This window comes from Candidatus Acidiferrales bacterium (assembly GCA_035934015.1).
Lineage (GTDB): Bacteria > Acidobacteriota > Terriglobia > Acidiferrales > UBA7541 > DAHUXN01.
This window is the reverse complement of record DASYYH010000008.1, coordinates 103,027-119,897: the sequence shown is the minus strand read 5'-3', so window position 1 is coordinate 119,897 and position 16,871 is coordinate 103,027. Positions and strand designations below refer to the sequence as shown.

14 protein-coding genes are annotated in these 16,871 nt (G+C 59.1%); 1 reads left to right on the top strand and 13 read right to left on the bottom strand.

The annotated features are described in order from the left end of the window. Positions 1-19 precede the first annotated feature (19 nt). The 4 genes from VGR81_04775 to VGR81_04760 form a co-directional block, all read right to left on the bottom strand. The gene (locus VGR81_04775; GenBank protein HEV2288248.1) at positions 20-259 is read right to left on the bottom strand and encodes a hypothetical protein; all 240 of its coding nucleotides are present in this window, start codon (positions 257-259) and stop codon (positions 20-22) included. 125 nt (positions 260-384) lie between these two features. After that, entirely contained in the window at positions 385-2,880 is a 2,496-nt protein-coding gene (locus VGR81_04770) for an RNB domain-containing ribonuclease (GenBank protein ID HEV2288247.1), read from the bottom strand. A gap of 291 nt (positions 2,881-3,171) precedes the next feature. Beyond that, positions 3,172-3,615: a cupin domain-containing protein gene (locus VGR81_04765; GenBank protein ID HEV2288246.1), complete on the bottom strand. Its 444-nt coding sequence runs from the start codon at positions 3,613-3,615 to the stop codon at positions 3,172-3,174. Next, positions 3,615-4,088, bottom strand: coding sequence for a MauE/DoxX family redox-associated membrane protein (locus VGR81_04760; protein HEV2288245.1), 474 nt, complete (start codon positions 4,086-4,088; stop codon positions 3,615-3,617). Before VGR81_04760 ends, VGR81_04765 begins: the two co-directional genes overlap by 1 nt. Positions 4,089-4,174: 86 nt before the next feature. Here VGR81_04760 and VGR81_04755 point away from each other — a divergent pair, with 86 nt between their 5' ends. After that, positions 4,175-5,686, top strand: a complete 1,512-nt coding sequence (locus VGR81_04755; protein HEV2288244.1) for a PLP-dependent aminotransferase family protein — start codon at positions 4,175-4,177, stop codon at positions 5,684-5,686. A gap of 63 nt (positions 5,687-5,749) precedes the next feature. Here VGR81_04755 and VGR81_04750 read toward each other — a convergent pair whose 3' ends face one another. The 9 genes from VGR81_04750 to VGR81_04710 form a co-directional block, all read right to left on the bottom strand. Then, entirely contained in the window at positions 5,750-8,500 is a 2,751-nt protein-coding gene (locus VGR81_04750; protein ID HEV2288243.1) for a DPP IV N-terminal domain-containing protein, read from the bottom strand. A 132-nt stretch (positions 8,501-8,632) separates the two neighbouring features. After that, positions 8,633-9,580 carry an orotidine-5'-phosphate decarboxylase gene (gene pyrF, locus VGR81_04745; protein ID HEV2288242.1) on the bottom strand — a complete coding sequence of 316 codons (948 nt, stop codon included), beginning with the start codon at positions 9,578-9,580 and terminating at the stop codon, positions 8,633-8,635. After that, on the bottom strand, positions 9,577-10,413 hold the full coding sequence (locus VGR81_04740; protein ID HEV2288241.1) for a hypothetical protein: 837 nt from the start codon (positions 10,411-10,413) through the stop codon (positions 9,577-9,579). Before VGR81_04740 ends, pyrF begins: the two co-directional genes overlap by 4 nt. A gap of 76 nt (positions 10,414-10,489) precedes the next feature. Then, entirely contained in the window at positions 10,490-12,127 is a 1,638-nt protein-coding gene (locus VGR81_04735; protein HEV2288240.1) for an aldehyde dehydrogenase (NADP(+)), read from the bottom strand. A 39-nt stretch (positions 12,128-12,166) separates the two neighbouring features. Further along, positions 12,167-13,087, bottom strand: a complete 921-nt coding sequence (locus VGR81_04730) for a dihydrodipicolinate synthase family protein (GenBank protein ID HEV2288239.1) — start codon at positions 13,085-13,087, stop codon at positions 12,167-12,169. Continuing rightward, positions 13,084-14,382 (bottom strand): FAD/NAD(P)-binding oxidoreductase, encoded by a 1,299-nt coding sequence (locus VGR81_04725; GenBank protein HEV2288238.1) that lies wholly within the window; start codon positions 14,380-14,382, stop codon positions 13,084-13,086. The genes VGR81_04730 and VGR81_04725 overlap by 4 nt, the downstream gene beginning before the upstream one ends. Further along, positions 14,375-14,635 carry a (2Fe-2S)-binding protein gene (locus VGR81_04720; GenBank protein HEV2288237.1) on the bottom strand — a complete coding sequence of 87 codons (261 nt, stop codon included), beginning with the start codon at positions 14,633-14,635 and terminating at the stop codon, positions 14,375-14,377. Before VGR81_04720 ends, VGR81_04725 begins: the two co-directional genes overlap by 8 nt. Next, positions 14,628-15,767 carry an FAD-dependent oxidoreductase gene (locus VGR81_04715; GenBank protein HEV2288236.1) on the bottom strand — a complete coding sequence of 380 codons (1,140 nt, stop codon included), beginning with the start codon at positions 15,765-15,767 and terminating at the stop codon, positions 14,628-14,630. The genes VGR81_04720 and VGR81_04715 overlap by 8 nt, the downstream gene beginning before the upstream one ends. Further along, entirely contained in the window at positions 15,764-16,714 is a 951-nt protein-coding gene (locus VGR81_04710; GenBank protein ID HEV2288235.1) for a proline racemase family protein, read from the bottom strand. Before VGR81_04710 ends, VGR81_04715 begins: the two co-directional genes overlap by 4 nt. Between the last annotated feature and the right edge of the window lie 157 nt (positions 16,715-16,871).

Sequence of the window (16,871 nt, the reverse complement as noted above, 5' to 3'; positions counted from 1 at the left end):
CAAGATGACAGAAGAAAAATCAGGAAACGGGGAGAGGCTGTTTTTCGCGCTGAACGATAATTTCACGCACACGGACAATCACGGGATAGGGGATTTCGACGCGCACGGTCTTCTCGCGGCCGGATTGCTCGAAGCGATCTTCAACGCGAATGGACTGGCCAGAGTCCACGACGAGAGTGCCGATGGCGTTCATGTGAATCTCACCGGCACGATAACTGACTTCGACGCGCTTGCCCAAAAAAGAGGCGAACTTGGACACGAAAATAGCGTACGGAGACGCTGGAGAGACGTCAATAGTACGAAACGCCCGTGTATTGAAAACGTATAAATACGATAGAGATACTCTGTGGAAAACGTATAGAAACGAGATTGTTCGATGAAGCATCAGGGCACAACGCTGAATTCGACGCGATTGCGAAGCGGATCAATGCGCTCGGCGCGGACGCGAACTTTTTGGCCGAGGGTGAATTCGCGGTGGGAGTCCGCGGAGGAGCCGCGGCGGCGGCGGGAACGATGAGATTCGGCGACGATGGCATGGTCACTTTCGCGGTAATGGAAGGTGTGGCCAAATGTAGCTTCGAGACGATCCATGGGAACGAGGCCTTCGACGAAGACGTCGATCAGCTCGACGAAGAAGCCGAATTTCTGCACAGAGATAATGAGCGCGTCATATTCTTCGCCGAGATGACCCTCCATATATTGAGCGGTTTTCCAGTCCATCAGCTCGCGCTCGGCGGCGTCGGCGCGGCGCTCGGCTTCGGAGGTCTCTGAGGCGATTTCTTGAAGCTCGACTTCGCGATAAGGGCCATTTTTCGCGGAGGGATTTTCGAGCGCCCATTTGAGCGCGCGGTGAACGATGAGATCGGGATAGCGGCGAATGGGCGAAGTGAAATGCGTGTATTCGGGAGCGGCGAGAGCAAAATGGCCGAGAGATTCAGCGGCGTAACGCGCCTGCTTGAGAGAGCGCAGCATTAAATAGGAGACGATGCGCTCCTCGGGTTTGCCAGCAATTTGCGCGGTGAGGCGCTGATAATGCTGCGGGCGGATGTCGATCTCTTCCGGCGGAAGAGAAATTTCCATGGGACGCATGCGAGCGTAGCGGCCGCGGCCGGGCGCGCGTACATGGCCGTGACGAACGGTGACGCGGCGCTCGGATAAATCTTCGACGCCGAGAGAATAACCGAAGGCGCGGGCAAGCTCTTCAAATTCGAGGACTTTTTTCGGATCGGGCTTTTCGTGAACGCGATGGAGCGAAGGGATTTTACGGCGCTCGAGATAGCCAGCGACTGCTTCGTTGGCGGCGAGCATGAACTCCTCGATGAGGCGATGGGCGATATTGCGCTCGCTGCGGGAAATGCCGATCATGCGCCCCGCGGGATCGAATTCGATGACCGGCTCGGGCAAATCGAAATCGATAGAGCCGCGAGCGACGCGGCGTTTATTCAAGGCGAGGGCGAGATCGCGCATGCGGCGGAAATGACCGGCCAAGGAAGCGTAACGGGTGGACATTTCGGGATCGGATTCGAGGACTTTATTGACGTTGGTGTAAGTCATGCGTTCGGCGGAGCGAATGACACCGGGCGTGAATTCAGCGCTGAGAACTTCAGCGGAGCTATCGAGCTGAAGAATGGCGCTCATCACCAGACGATCGACGCGCGGATTGAGCGAGCAGATGCCGTTGGAAAGCTCCTCGGGAAGCATGGGGACGGCGCGATCGGGAAAATAAACGGAAGTGCCGCGGAGGCGGGCTGCGGCATCGAGCGCGGAGCCACGATGAACGTAATGAGCGACGTCGGCGATGTGGACCTGGAGTTCATAGCCGCCGTCGGGGCGCGGCGCGACGTAAACGGCGTCATCGAAATCCCTGGCGGTTTCGCCATCAATGGTGACGATGGGAAGATGGCGAAAGTCGCGGCGGCCGCGAAGATCATTTTCCGTGAGGGGGTGAGCGACGGCGCGAGCTTGCGCGAGAACTTCTTCGTCAAAGACGTGCGGGAGATGATGCTTGCGGATGACGATTTCGACGTCGACGCCCATTTCGCCATGGCGGCCAAGAATTTCGACGACGCGTCCGGCGGGAACGACGCCGCCGCGCGGGAAACGCGTCAATTCGACGTTGACGACGGCGCCATCCAGCTCCGGCAGACGCAAACGGCGGCTGGCGCGCGGCAATTCGCCGGAGGCAGCGCCGAGCTTCTGCTGCAATTCGGGCGTGAGTTCGGCGCCGGCAGGAATGATGATCTCGTGGGCGATGCGCGTTTCGTAAGGCAAGACAACGTTCGCGTGCGGGCCATAGCGAAACAGGCCGACAACGGTGGGATTGGCGCGTTCGAGGATTTTTTCGATGCGGCCCTCGAAGCGAGCATCAGGACGGCGACGACCAATGCGCGCGAGAACTTTGTCGCCATGAAGGGCGTCGCCCATGGCATCCGGACTGATGAAAAGATCGCCCTCCATGCCGCGAACAGGATGATCGGGAACGACGAAGCCATAGCCATCGCGATGAGCGACGAGGCGACCGGAAATTAAATTCGGGTCCTGCTTTGAGGCGGGCTGTGCATGCGGCGAGCGATGAGCGGCGGCGCTTGATTTTTCGGCCGGTGAATCGGCGCGAGGAGCAGCTTTTCGCGTGGGGCGCTGGCCGGCGAGGCGATATCGATCGTGATTTTCCTCGACGTCGCCGCGGCGAATGAGGAGCTTGAGAAGCTTGGGCAGCGCGCGGCGGCCCCAGTGGCGCATGGATAGGCCGCGAGCGATTTCGCGAATGCTTTCAGGCCGAGAAATGGTGGCGAGATAGGCGAGAAGACCGGCTTCGTCAATTTCTTCGTGGCGGGGCTTGTCTCTGGGGATTTCCTCGGAACCGAAGCGGCGTTTTTTCATTGTTTCCCGAACGTTCCTGAAGGGCCTTTTCCGCGACAGCGAATGAAATGGCGCGGCGACACGCGCGGCCATTGTATGGCGCGGCGAGAAAATCTCGCGCAACTTTTTTGTGGAGGCAGGGTTCAGGGGAGGAGTTGCAACCGCCACGCGCCTCCCTAGGCGGCGGGCGGAGACTCACACCCCAGGGACGCAGGAGGCGGTTCCGACCAGTTCCGCCTCCTTATTTTTTGTGGACATTCCTTCGTTGTCTTCTGCACAGCAGAAACGCGTGAACACCGCGCGGCCCAGGGATCAGTGAGAGCCTGTGTTCACGGGCAATGCGATGGGGCCGGGATGGTCGCAAACGACAAAAATGAGCACCTTCGCAGGATTTTTTTGGCTGACGTTTTGCGCGATTAGATGAATGCCATGAGGGGCTTCGTAAAACGTATCTCCGGCTTTGTAGATGTGCGCGGGCTGGCCTTGAATCTGAACACGCATGGCGCCTTCGGCGATGTGGGCGATGATGGGACAGGAATGCGTGTGCGGAGGAGTGGACTGGCCGGGGGCGTAATTCAATTCGAGGAAATCCACGAGCAAATGATGGCCATCGAGAGCGGGCAGAGCCTGAGTGAACATAGGCGGAAGGGGTTTTGCCCGCGCAGCCGGGGAGTGTTGCGCGCCGGTCTGCGCGCATAGAGCGAGTGCGGCGATGGCGAGGAAGATGAGCTGCCAGAATCGCGCGATGGATCGCATCAGGAGGCCCCTTCTTTGCCACATGGAGAAGCCAGCGCGAGAAGGAGCGCGGCGGCGGAAGCGGAGTAGACGGAATAGGCGAGCGCGGTTTTAACTCCGACGAAAACCGCCAGCGAAGTAGCAAACAAAAAGAGCAATGCGGAACAAGCCGCGGCAACCTCCCGCCGCCAGACGCCCAAAAGCAACAATGTAGCCAGCCCCAACTCCAAGCACGTCACGATGACGGAGAGAATCGGAGCCGCGCTCCGAGGAAGGAAAGGATTCATGTACGCGACGGTGGCCACAAAACTCTTCCAATTGCCCCAAGACACGCCGAATTCCCCCGGCGGACCCCAAAAGCCGAAACGATCCGCGACGGAGGAGAGAAAGGCGGCAGCCAGCGCAACGCGGGCATAGACGAGCGCGGTTTTTTGGAAGCGAAGGCCGGCGCCGGCAAGAAATGGAGCTGAATGTGATTGCGCGCCGGCAGCCATGAGTTTCACCCTCCGACTCGGAAGATAGACAAGAAGTGGACCATTGAAAAGGTCCATTATGAAGAAATTGGATGTACCATTTAGGGATGACAAAAAGCGCGGCATCTTTCGAAGTCACACTGGGCGAACGGGCCGCGAAGAGCGGAATGCTGGAATGGCTTTGCGAGGAGCTGCGACGGGCGATCCTGGAGAATCGCATCCAGCGCGGAATGCGGCTGCCTTCAACGAGAGAACTGGCGCGACAGTATGGATTATCGCGCGGGACGGCCGTGGCGGCGTTTGAGCAATTGCATTCGGAAGGATACCTCGAGGGAAAAACTGGTTCGGGGACGTACGTCAACCGGCTGCTGCCGGAGGACATGCTGCATGCGAGGCGGACGAACGACGGAGCGACGAAACGAGCGCGAAGGACTCCGCGGCTTTCCCGATTTGCGCGGCGATTGCCGACCGGTCTTCACGCCCGGCCGCAACCTGCGCGAGCATTTCGCGGAGGGGAGCCTGCGCTGGATGAATTTCCAGCGCGCGCCTGGATGCAAATTGCGGCACGACGCTTGCAGCAAGGCGCGGGAAAGCTGCTGGGAGATATCGATCCGCGCGGCTACCGGCCGTTGCGCGAAGCAATCGCCAGCTATGCGGGAACGGCGCGCGGCGTGCGATGCACGGCGGAGCAAATCGTCATTATATCGGGAACGCAACAGGCATTGAGCCTGACGGCACAGGTGACGCTCGATGAGGGCGACGCTGTGCTGGTGGAAGACCCGTGCTATTTCGGCGCGAGATTTTTGCTCCGGGCCGCCGGAACGAAAATTATTCCCGTGCCCGTTGACGCGCACGGGATTTGCATTGAGGAAGGACAGCGCGACTACGAACAGGCGAAGCTAGCCTATGTGACACCGGCGCATCAGTTTCCTCTAGGCTCAACGATGTCGCTCGAACGACGGCTTGCGCTGCTCAACTGGGCACGACGGACGAGAGGATTGATTTTCGAAGACGATTACGACAGCGAATATCGTTATTCGGGACGGCCGATCCCGGCGCTGCAAGGATTGGACCAAACAGGCTCGGTGGTGTTCGCGGGCAGCTTCAGCAAAGTGCTCTTTCCCGGGCTGCGGCTGGGCTATTTGATCGTGCCAGAGACGCTGATTGAAAAATTCGCCGCCGCGAAATTCATTGCGGACTTTTCTTCCGCGACGATCGAGCAGGCGACGCTTTGCGACTTCATGACGGAGGGTCATTTCGCACGACACATCCGATCCATGCGCGAGCTTTATGCGGAACGGCTCGCGGTGCTGCAAGAAGCGGCACAGCAAAAACTGGCGGGAGTGCTGCGCATCCAGGAGATCGAAGCGGGCATGACGACGGTGGGATGGCTCGAATCGGAGATATCAGCAAAAAGTGCGGCGGCAGCGGCAGCAGCGTTAGGCATTGAAGTCATGACCATAGGACAATTCGCGATCAAGCATCGAGTGGGCGAAGGACTGTTGCTGGGATTTGCGGCGGTCGACGCAAGAGAGTTGCGGCGGGGAGTCGAGCGGCTGGCAGTGGCTCTCGAAAGCGCGCGGAGAAACCGAACGCACAGCGCGCCAGCACAGAACTGAAGCGACAGAGGCTGACGCTCGCCGGCCTGAGAGCGCGTGGCCAGGCGAGCGCCGAACGATGATTCACTGCTCGAGTTTGTGGCTCGGAGTGGCTTGCTCCTTGCGCTGGAGCTCGAGGACGTCGGGTCCAGTTTCCGACGAGCCGAGGAGCCAGCGGCAGAAATAATTCGCGCGCATCCAGAAAACATATTCGGCTACGGGCATGTAGCTGTGACGCATGCCGGGCAGGACAAACATGTCGAAACGCTTATTGGCTTTGATGAGCGCGTTGGCAAGACGCATGGTGTTGGCCATGTGGACGTTGTTGTCCATGTCGCCGGTGGTGAGCATGAGATGGCCCTTGAGATTTCTGGCGAGTTCGGAATTTTTGTCGATGTGATAGAGGAACTTCACGGTGCCGTCTTTTTCGTCGGTTTCCTTGATGCCGTGATATTTCTCGCTCCAGAATTTGTTGTAGACGTTGTTTTCGTGATTGCCTGATTCCGACCAGCCGACCTTGAAGAAATCGGGATACTGAAGCATGGCCGCGGCAGTCATGAAGCCGCCGCCGGAATGGCCCCAGATGCCGACGCGGTCGATGTCGATATACGGATGAATGGCGGCAAGCTCTTCGGCAGCGGCCTTTTTATCGGCAAGGCCGTAATCGCGGAGGTTGCCGTAGCCGTACGTGTCGTACCACTTGTCGCGCTGCGGGCTGCCGCCGCGATTGCCGACTTCGATGACGATGAATCCGAGCTGCGCGAGCGCGACATCCTGATTTTTGGGCGAAAAGGATTTCGTGACGCTTTCGGTCTGCGGACCGGGATAGACGTATTCGATGATGGGATATTTACGCGACGGATCGAAATCGAAAGGCTTGTACATCACGCCATAGAGATCGGTGATGCCGTCGGCGGCCTTGACGTGGAATGTTTCGGGATATTTGAAGCCGGCCTGAAGCAGGCGACTGACGTCGGTGGTTTCGAGATCGAGGAGTTTCAAACCCTGATCGTCATCAAGGACGGAGATGGGAGCGGTATCGACGCGCGAATACGTGTCGATGAAATATTTGCCGGAATCCGAGGCACTGAAGGCGTTGTTGAAATTGCCGGGGTCGAGAAGCTTCAGGCCGGAGCCATCGAGATTAATTCTGTAGAGATGGACGTAATAGGGATCTTCGCCGGACTCGTGGCCGGTGGCGGTGAAGTACATTTCGCGCGTTTTGGAATCGATGTCGAGGATCTGGTCGGCCATATATTCGCCGGAGTCGATTTGGTTTTTCAGGTGGCCCTCGGAGTCGTAAAGATAATAGTGCGCCCAGCCGTCGCGTTCGGACCACCAGATGAGCTCCTGGCCATTATTGATGAGGCGCAAGGGGCGATCGTCCATGTAGGCATTGGAGCGTTCTTGAATGAGAACTTTCGACGCGCCCGTGGAGGTGTCCGCGACGCAGACGTCGATGCGATGGAGATCGCGGCTGCTGCGGACGAAATAGAGCTTGTCGGAAGTGTCGGAGACCCATGGGCCGACCATCGGCGCGCCGAAACCGCCGAAATTGCGCTGCTCGCCTTCGGTCTGCTGCAATTCGTGTTCGCGATCGCGCGCGAGGATGCGATCGGTGGAAATGGAGACGGTCTGATCCTTAAAGCCGGCGGTTTGAATCACGAGATACTGCCTGGTGGCCACGTCGAAAACTTGCATTTTGTATTGCGGGACGTTGACGTCGCCGGCCATGGCGTAGGGATATGTTTCGAGCGTGGGACGCGGATTGGCGAGCGTGTGGATGACCCAGAGGTCGGCAACTTTTCTATTGTCGGAGCGAACGACGGCGAATTTTTTGGAGTCCTTGGACCAAGAAATTGAAATGGGAACGGTGCGCGGGCCAACAGGATTTGCATCGCCCTTCTGATATTTCTTGAGCGCTTCTTTTTCCTCGTCGACGAGGAGGCGGGCGTAGCTGAAGCGGTCGACACCGTCAGTGGCGAGCTGCGTTTCGACGATGGATTTATCGCCGGGATTTTTCTGGGCTTTTTTGTAATTGTCGGCGTCCATCATATAGAGATTGAAACCGCGGGCGAAAACGATGGTTTTGCCATCGGGAGAAACGGAGGCCCACATGGGCTTCTTGAGCGGCGCTTCCATGCCGTCAAGGCGAGTGACTTTGCCGGTGGCGAGATCAAGTTCGAAATAAATGGTGCGCGTGGCGGGCGGCTTGGCTTCTTGGCCTTCCTGGCCTTCGCCATTCTGCTGATTTTGCTGGCCCATTTGCTGATGCTCTTTGTCTTCTTGAATTGTTTCTTCTTCGTTGGTTTGGGCTTTCCTGGTTTCGTTGGGAATGACGGCGTCCTTCGAGACCTCGACTTCGAATTGAAGAGCCGTGTCGCTCTTGACGAGCTTCAAATTCTTGATGGGCAAGTGTTGCGCGTCGTAGGCGTAGGCGGTGAGCGTGGACAACTGCGCGGCGAGCTTGGCGTTGTTGAAGAGAGGAGTCTTGGTGCGCTTGAGCGGATCAACGACCCAGTAGCTCGTGCCCTCGGGAGTTTCATAGCTGTACCAGAAGCGATCGGAAAGTTCGAACCAATGCGGCGTAACGCTCATATCAAAAACGAGCTTCTCGACCGCGGAAGGAACGAAGCGCTCGGCGAGAGTAAAATTGGGACGGGCGGGATACGAAGAGTCGCTGCGCGATCCTCGCGCGCCAGCATCGTCTTGCATCGACTGCGAAGGGTCATTTTGGGCAAGAACGCCCACAGTAAGAACGCTCGCGAGAAAAAGAAAAGTAATCAGACTGATCCAGAAAACAGATTTTTCCGCAGACGAATGTGCACACTTCATTTGGAATTCTCCTCCCCAGTTGGAGATCGCCCGGCGTGCAATACGATGCGGCCGGAAGCGCGAATCATAAACGAAAAAGAGCGATTTGCCAGCATTTCCCTGTGGAAATGACGGAAGGTCCGGGGAGTCAGGCTAGATGGCGGCGAGCTGGCGCGAGCGATGGGCGATGGCGGAGGTCACGTCTTCGATCATGCGAAGCGTATTTTCGCGAAGACCGCGGACAAATTCGTCGCGCGAGATACCGGCGTGGCGATAGGAGTACGTGATTCCCCGCGCGGAATTGACGATGGCGCCGAGGCCATCGGAATTGAAGCAAACAGCGGCTTCATTGCCGCGAGCGCCCTGCGCACCATAGCCGGTGACGAGGAAGAGCGCGTGAGGCATCAGAGCACGCAGGTTTCTGGCGGCTTCGGTGAACGTGGCGCCGACAACAGCACCGACAGAACTATAAGATGATTCGCCGATGAGATCGCCGCCGACACTCACGATGGCCGAGGCGACGGACTCATAGAGCGGGCGTCCGGTGGAGCGAAGGATTTGATCCTGAAATTCGCGCGAGCCATGATTGGAGGTTTTCAAGACGACGAAGATGCCTTTGGAATGCCTGGCGCAGGCCTGCACGAAAGGAAGCAGAGTATCGCGGCCGAGATATGGTGTTACGGTCATGGCGTCGGCGTCGAAGGTGGTTTGCCGCTCGCCGAGGACGTTCACGCCACCAAGATAAGCGGAGGCGTAAGCTTCGGCAGTGGAGGAGATATCGTTGCGCTTGGCGTCGGCGATGACGAGAAAGCCGCGAGCTTTCGCGGCGCGAACCGTGCCTTCGAACGCTTCGATGCCGGCGGAGCCGTATTGCTCAAAGAAAGCGAGTTGGGGCTTCACGGCGGGGACGAGGCCGGAGACGACGTCGAGGACGAGTTCGTGGAAATCGGAGATGATCGAACAGACAACTTCTCTCGTGGGACGGCCGCGGCCGGACTTGACGAATGCAGGCATTAGATCGATGCGCGGATCGAGGCCGACGACGCAGGGATTGCCGACTTCACACACACGCGCGATGAGCCGATCGGAGAATGGTTTCATAGGGCGAGTTCGGCGGCGGATTCTATCACGAGGCCAAGGAAGCGTGAACTGCGACCTGAAGGCTGAGCGGTAAGGAGCGGCGGGGCGGGCAACAACGCGTTACCTGCGCCGGCGACCCGGGGGCGAAGTGGATTTATTTCGTGAGGGCCTCGACTTGACCACTGCTGAAGACAATGAGAATTTTTTTGAAGATGGCGGGCGTGCGCAGATGGGAATAGATGTAGCGGCAGGCCTCCAAGCATGAAATTGTGCGGGGGCTGAGCACAACGAGCCAGCGATCGTCCGTCCGCGGCGTCGCGCGGCTGATGGCCGGCGAGACCGAGCAATTCCTGAGACAGATTCAAAAGCAAAAGCGGATCGGAATCGGGATTGTGGACGAAACCGATCATTTTTGGCGATGACGCGGACGGCCCGCGCAGAATCCGGATGTGGATGCGATTTTTGTGGATCGTGTCTTTGACGTCGCGGCACGGCGATTTGCGCTGGAGAAGAGCATGGATTTTGGCTTCGAGCGCGGCGGCGGTTTTGGACGCCAAACGGATAGGAGCGGTGACAGTCAGCAAGACTGTTGTGCCGTCTGGCGCGGTTTTGGCAATCGTTGCTTGCAGGCAGTCCATGAGCCTGATGACAACTTTGTCGAAGCGCAAATGAGGCCTGGCGACGTTCGTTTGGCGAGCGCCGCACGGTTTGAGAGTCGCGATGTCGAGGGTGACGCGTTTCCCCTCAACGATGATGCGGGCGTGCGCGGGATCGCGGCTCTTTTCGAGCGTCGCGGAAAAACGCCTGGCGACGGCTGCGATGGCGAATTGTTCCTGCTTGTTTAAGCCGCTCATGGGCGTTGTTCGTGAGTCTGGCGCGTTCGGTTGCGATTGATCACGGCAGTCGAGAATAACGGCGACGCTCGCGCCACTACGTCGATTTCGCCTGAACTTTGGGGCCGCTGGCGACGGCGTCTCGGGTCATTTGGCCATCGATGAGGCGCCAGATGCCGAGCGGATTGTTATTCTTCAATTCGTCAGGCAGCGCAGCATCGGGAAAATTCTGGTAGCAGACCAAGCGCGCGAAACGATGAATGGCCTGCGTGCCAACGGAAGTTGTGCGGCCGTCGGACGTGGCGGGATACGGGCCGCCGTGGACGGTGGCGTGGCCGACTTCGAGGCCGGTGGGATAGCCATTAAAAATCAGGCGGCCGACTTTGGATTCGAGAAGAGCGACAAGATCAGCGTATTCGCGCAAATCCTCTTCGGTGCCGTGAATCGTGGCGGTGAGATGGCCTTCGAGATTGCGGGCGATTTCGAAGAGTTGTTCGCGCGAAGAATGGCGAACAAGAAGAGTTGAAGGGCCAAAAATTTCGTCCTGCAGGCTGGAGTCGCCGAGAAAGTTCGATGCTTCGATTTCAAAAAGCGAAGTACCGACGCGGAAGCCGGCGGCATTTTCCGCAGGCGAATTCTGCGCGAGAAAACTGATGCCTTGCTTGCCGCCGCGGGCGCGAACGCCTTCGAAATAAGCGGAATGGATGCGCTCGGTGAGAAGCATGAAATCGGCGGGCGCCTTCATTAATTCGCCAAAGCTGGAGACGAATTCGCGCACAGGCGCGGAATTTTCGAGGTCGCTGGCGGGAATAATGACGCCGGGTTTGGTGCAAAACTGGCCGGCGCCGACGGTGACGGAAGTGTGCAGACCTTTGGCGATTTCGGCGCCGCGTTCCTTCATCGCGCCGGGGAGAATGAAAAACGGATTCACGCTGCTCATCTCGGCGTAAACAGGAATCGGCACCGGGCGCGCGGCGGCGGCGTTCATCAAGGCGCGGCCGCCCGGGCGCGAACCAGTGAAGCCGACGGCCCTGATTTCGGGATGATTGACGAGAGCGATGCCGACTTCGATGCCGGCGTCGAAGACGATGGAAAAAACTCCTTCGGGCAAGCCGCAGTCACGAACGGCATCGCGGACCGCCTGGCCGACCATTTCGGCAGTGCCCGGATGAGCGTTGTGGCCCTTAACGACGACGGGATTGCCTGCAGCGAGCGCGGAGGCCGTGTCGCCGCCAGCGACGGAATAGGCGAGAGGAAAATTCGAAGCACAGAAAACGGCTACAGGGCCGAGCGGGCGTTCGAGCGAACGCATGTCGGGCTTGGGAATCGGAGCGCGGTTGGGATCGGGGCGGTCAATGCGCGCGGAAACCCAAGAGCCTTCTTCGACGAGCTGCGCGAAGATGCGAAGCTGAAAACAGGTGCGGCCGATTTCCGTCTTGATGCGCGCCGGAGGCAGGGCAGTCTCCACGACGGCGCGATTGACGAGATCGTCGCCGAGAGCTTCGATTTTTTCGGCGATTTCGCGAAGGAATGCCGCTTTGGCTTTGCCTGTGGCGCGACTATAAACGGGGAATGCGCGCGCAGCAGCGGCAGCAGCTAGATTCACATCGGCATCGGAGGCAGAATAATACGCAGGCTCAAGCGTTTCTCCGGTGGCAGGATTGACGGCGCGAAAAAGTTTTCCGCGAGGCTCAGCGAGTTGCGAGCCGATGATTGATCTTCCTGTCAGTGTCATGGGGCCTCCCTTTTTGCTCTTTTAAGCGCGCGATGAAAATTACGAGCGAGCCGCTTCGTGAGCAGCGCGCGAATGCGGACGCGTTTCCATTGCACGACGGATGATGGCCTTTGCTTCGGCGAGCTCTTCGCCGGTAAGTTCCAAACGCGGAGCGCGGACGCGCGCATTGCCCATGCCGACTTCTTGCTGTGCGAGCTTGATGAGCTGCACAAATTTCGGAACGGTGTCCATGCGCAAGAGCGGCAGGAACCACTTATAGATGCCGAAAGCTTTGTCGAAGTCGCCGGCGGCGGCAAAGTTGAACAGATCCACGGACTCCTGCGGAAAGGCGTTGACGAGACCAGCGATCCATCCGACGGCGCCGACGCGGATGCCTTCCACGATGGCGTCGTCCACGCCGACGAGAATCGCGAGGCGATCGCCGAGCAGAGCGCGAATGGCGGTGACGCGGCGGACGTCAGTGCTGGATTCCTTTACGGATGCAAGATTGGCGTGTTCGCGAGCGAGTTCGGCAATCTGCTCGGGGAAAAAATCCGTGCCGTAGGAGACAGGATTGTTATAGAGCATGCAAGGAAGGTTCGTAGCGCGAAGGACAGCGGCGACGTGGGACTTCATCTCGCGCCAATCGCCACGATACACGTAAGGAGGAAGAATCATCAGACCGGAGCAGCCCTTGTCAGCGGCGGCTTTGGCGAGATCCACCGCTTCGGCGGTGCGCAGCGAAGCAATCGCGGCAGCGACAGGAACTTGCGAGCCGACGGCGCGAACGCAAGTCTCGATGACGGCGAGTTTTTCCGCGTACTCGAGCGTCGAGCCTTCGCCGAGCGAGCCGAGAGGGACGATGCCCGTGCAAGCGCTTTCGACCAGCCAGCGGCAATGCCTGGCCATAAAGCTGTGATCGATTTTGTAGTTCTGGTCGAAGCACGTGGTGATCGCGGGAATTACGCCTGTCCAATTCATCGAAGCTCCTCTTGAAGTGAAGATTGTGATTCGATTGAGATATTTTTCGCAAGGCTGGCGACGGAAACGGGATAAATCGGCGGACGGACGGATTCCGGCTTCCAGCCAAGCAGGAATTCGACCGCCGGACCGCAGATTCGCCCCTGGCACGGGCCCATGCCGCAGCGCGTCTGCAGTTTGGCGGCGCGCCAGGAAGAATGTTTCCGCAAGCGCGCGAGCGTAACATCCTCGCAACGGCAGATGAAAGTTGCGGCGACGGGGAGGGAGCGTAACTCGCCGCGCAAAGAAAAGGCGCGCTGAAGCGCGGCGGCGAAGCCGCGCGCACGATGACGCTCGGCAAAAAGCTTGCGAGCGGCTTCACGATTGCCCGCGGCGGCGTGGCCGGCGATCCGACCTTCAACGAGCGAAAGCTCAAGGCCGCCGATGCCGGTCGGTTCGCCGGCGCAATAGACTTCGGAGACCGTGGTCTGCTGAAAGTCATCGACGCGGACGAAGCCGACGCGAAGTTCGCAGCCGAGAAGCGAGGGAAGCTCGACATTGGGCACGAGGAAAAAACCGCAGGCGAGATAGTCGCACGCTTCACTCCACGTTTTATTTCCGCGGCGCAGAGTAACGCTTTCGACGCGGCCATTGCCTTCGGCGGCGACGGGCCAGCAGCCGGCTTTATAAGGAATGCCGGAGAGCTGGCGCTTCAATTGAAACGATTGCGCGAGTTTTTCTTTTTGAAACGCGAGCGCGAAACCGAAACGAATCAGGCGCGGCCAGGAAGATTGCTCGGCGATCAGGCGCACATCGCCGCCATGCTCGCGAAGATACGCGGCGACAGCGAGAAGAAGCGGGCCGCTGCCGGCGACGATGATTTTCTTGCCTGCGACGGAGAAACCGGATTTGACAAGCGCTTGCAGGCCGCCTGCGCCGATGACGTTGGGAAGCGTCCAACCTGGAAACGGGAGGAAGTGTTCGCGCGCGCCAGTGCAGAGAATCAATCTCGCGTAAGAGAGTTCGCAAACTCCACTGGGAGATGCGGCGAGGAGTACGCCGGGCGCGGGGTGGTCATAAATTTCCGTGCTGGAGAGAAACTCCGCGCGCGAGGCGGCGAGTTTTTCATACCAGGAAACGGCTTCGGGAACAGCAGAGTCCTGCGAGGCGGCGCGCCAGATTTGACCGCCGGGATGCGAATTATTGTCGACGATGCCGACGCGAAGACCGCTTTCGGCAGCGCAGCATGCGGCGGCAATGCCCGCGGGACCAGCGCCGACGATTAGGATGTCGAATCTGCGGCTCGCGCTAGTCATCGGTGCGAATGTCCATTCCTGGCGCGCAAAGAATGAGGCATGTGCGGCTGTGATGCTGACCATTGATCGTGGCGCGGCATTCGAAACAAACGCCCATGGCGCAGAGAGGGCCGCGCGGCTCGCCCGTGACGGAGCGGCGAACGAATGGAACGGAAGATGAGGCGCGGCTCATGAGAATCGCGGCGAGAGCGGTGGTGTTTGGCGGCACGTGAACGGCCGTTCCGTTGACGGTGATGGAGATAGCGTCAGGCATGGACATTCTCGCGAGCGCGCGACGGGAGATACGGCGCGACGGGGATTTGGGATGGCCGGTCGAGCAACTGATCGACAAGAAGCGCGGCGGTGCCGAGCGACGTGGTGATGCCAAGACCCTCGTGGCCAGTGGCCAAGAACAAATTATCGGCGCCGCCTTCGCGCGCGGAGTAAGGGCCAATCAAAGGCAGTTTATCGGGCGTGGCGGCGCGAAAACCGGTCCAACTGCGAATGGCGGAGAGCCTGGCTATGCCAGGAAGAAAATCTTCTGCGCGCGCGAGCATGCGGGCAAGCATGGCGGAATTGATTTCCTTACCTTCGACGCCGAATTGGCGCGAGGAACCGATGAGCATCTGGCCCGTGAGACGCGGTTGAACATTGAAAGCCACGGATTCCGCGGTGAAGGAATGGGCGCTTTTCAGATAGCCAAGCTCGACCAACTGATGCTTCACGTAGCCGGGATAACGATCGGTGATGAGCAAGTGGCCTTTGCGCTTTTTGACTTCGATTCCCGGCGTGAGCGAAGACGACCAACTGCCGGCGGCGTTGACAACCCAGCGAGCGGAGAGCGCTGAGCCATTGTTGAGACAGACGGCGTCCGCGGTGATCTCCGTAACCACGGCGGGAAGGTACAACTGCGCGCCGCGCGACTGGGCTTGCTCGACGAGGAAACGCGCGGCGCAAGGCGCATAAATTACGGCGTCGCTGGGAACGAGAAGGCCACCGGGAAGACCCTCACGCAAATTCGGCTCGGCTTCGCGCAGGGATTTTGCATCGAGAATCTCGGCATGCACGCCGCGCGATTCGTAGAAGTTTTTTTTCTGTTTCGCAGCGGCCATTTCTTCTTCGTCTGCAGCGACCCAAATCGTGCCGCAGGATTCGAATTCGACATCGGCCGGAAGCTCGGGTGCGAGTTTTTGCCAGAGAAGCTGGGAATAATGCGTGAGAGCGAATTGTGCTTCGGAGTCGTCCATCACGACGAGATGGCCCATGCCGGCGGCCGTGGCCCCGCCGCCGACGGTTTCCGCTTCGACGATGGCGACGCGCAACCCTTCGCGGGCGCAGGCCAAGGCGCATGCAGCGCCGACAATGCCCGCGCCGATGACTACGACATCGCAGGAAGCACGGCTCATTTTGTGATGCCGAAGCAAAAGGGATCGCGGCGGTCGAGAATCAATTCGCTTTCCGCGTTTACGTAGGCGCGTCCCTTGATTGTCGGGTGAAGCTCGCCATTGCGAATCGAAATGCTGCCTTCAAACATGCTGCCGACGATACTCTCCTGCCGCCAGACTTGGCCTTCCTTTAATTTGCCTTCGGCGTAGAGGCAGGCCATCTTCGCGCTGGTTCCGGTTCCGCAGGGCGAACGGTCGTAACTTTTCCCCGGGCACAAGACGAAATTTTTGCTATTGGCGCGGGCAAGGCGGGAAGGAGCGTAAAGTTCGATGTGGTCGATGACTTCGCCGTGCGCGCCGGTGATGTGATGGTCTTCGAGCGCCTTGCGAATGGCCCATGTGAATTCGGTGAGACGGTCGATATTGGAGAATTCGAGTTCGAGGCCGGGATGGCCATCCTGCTGCTCGACGAGAAAAAACCAGTTTCCGCCCCAGGCGATGTCGCCGACGACGCGCCCGTGACCGGGAACGTCTACGGCAACATCGGCGGCATGGCGATAGCTTGGGACGTTGTCGACGGAGACTTCGCCGGACTCGTGAAAATGCGTCATGACAATGCCAACCGGAGTCTCGACGCGATGCTCGCCGGGCTTGAGGCGATCCAAATAGGCGAGGGTGACGATGAGGCCGATGGTGCCGTGGCCGCACATGCCGAGATAGCCGACATTGTTGAAGAAGATCACGCCTGCGGCGCAGGATTTGTCCACGGGCTCGCAGAGAAGCGCGCCGACGATGGCGTCTGAGCCACGCGGCTCGTTGACGACGGCGGAACGAAACCAATCGAACTCGCGGCGAAAACGCTCCACGCGCGAGGCCAAAGAGCCAGTGCCGAGCGGCGGGCCTCCGGCGATAACCAAGCGCGTGGGTTCGCCTTCAGTATGGGAATCAACGACACGGACACGATCCATTTGTGACGGCATAGACTTGTGGCCGGAAAAAACCGGCGCCAAAGGAAACGAGAAAGAGCGAATATAGGCTTTCGGATATATTATGCAACGCCTTTATGCGCTGCGTCACGCGCAACCACAGGCGGGCGAGAGAAAAAATTCGCCTTTGTGTAACTCA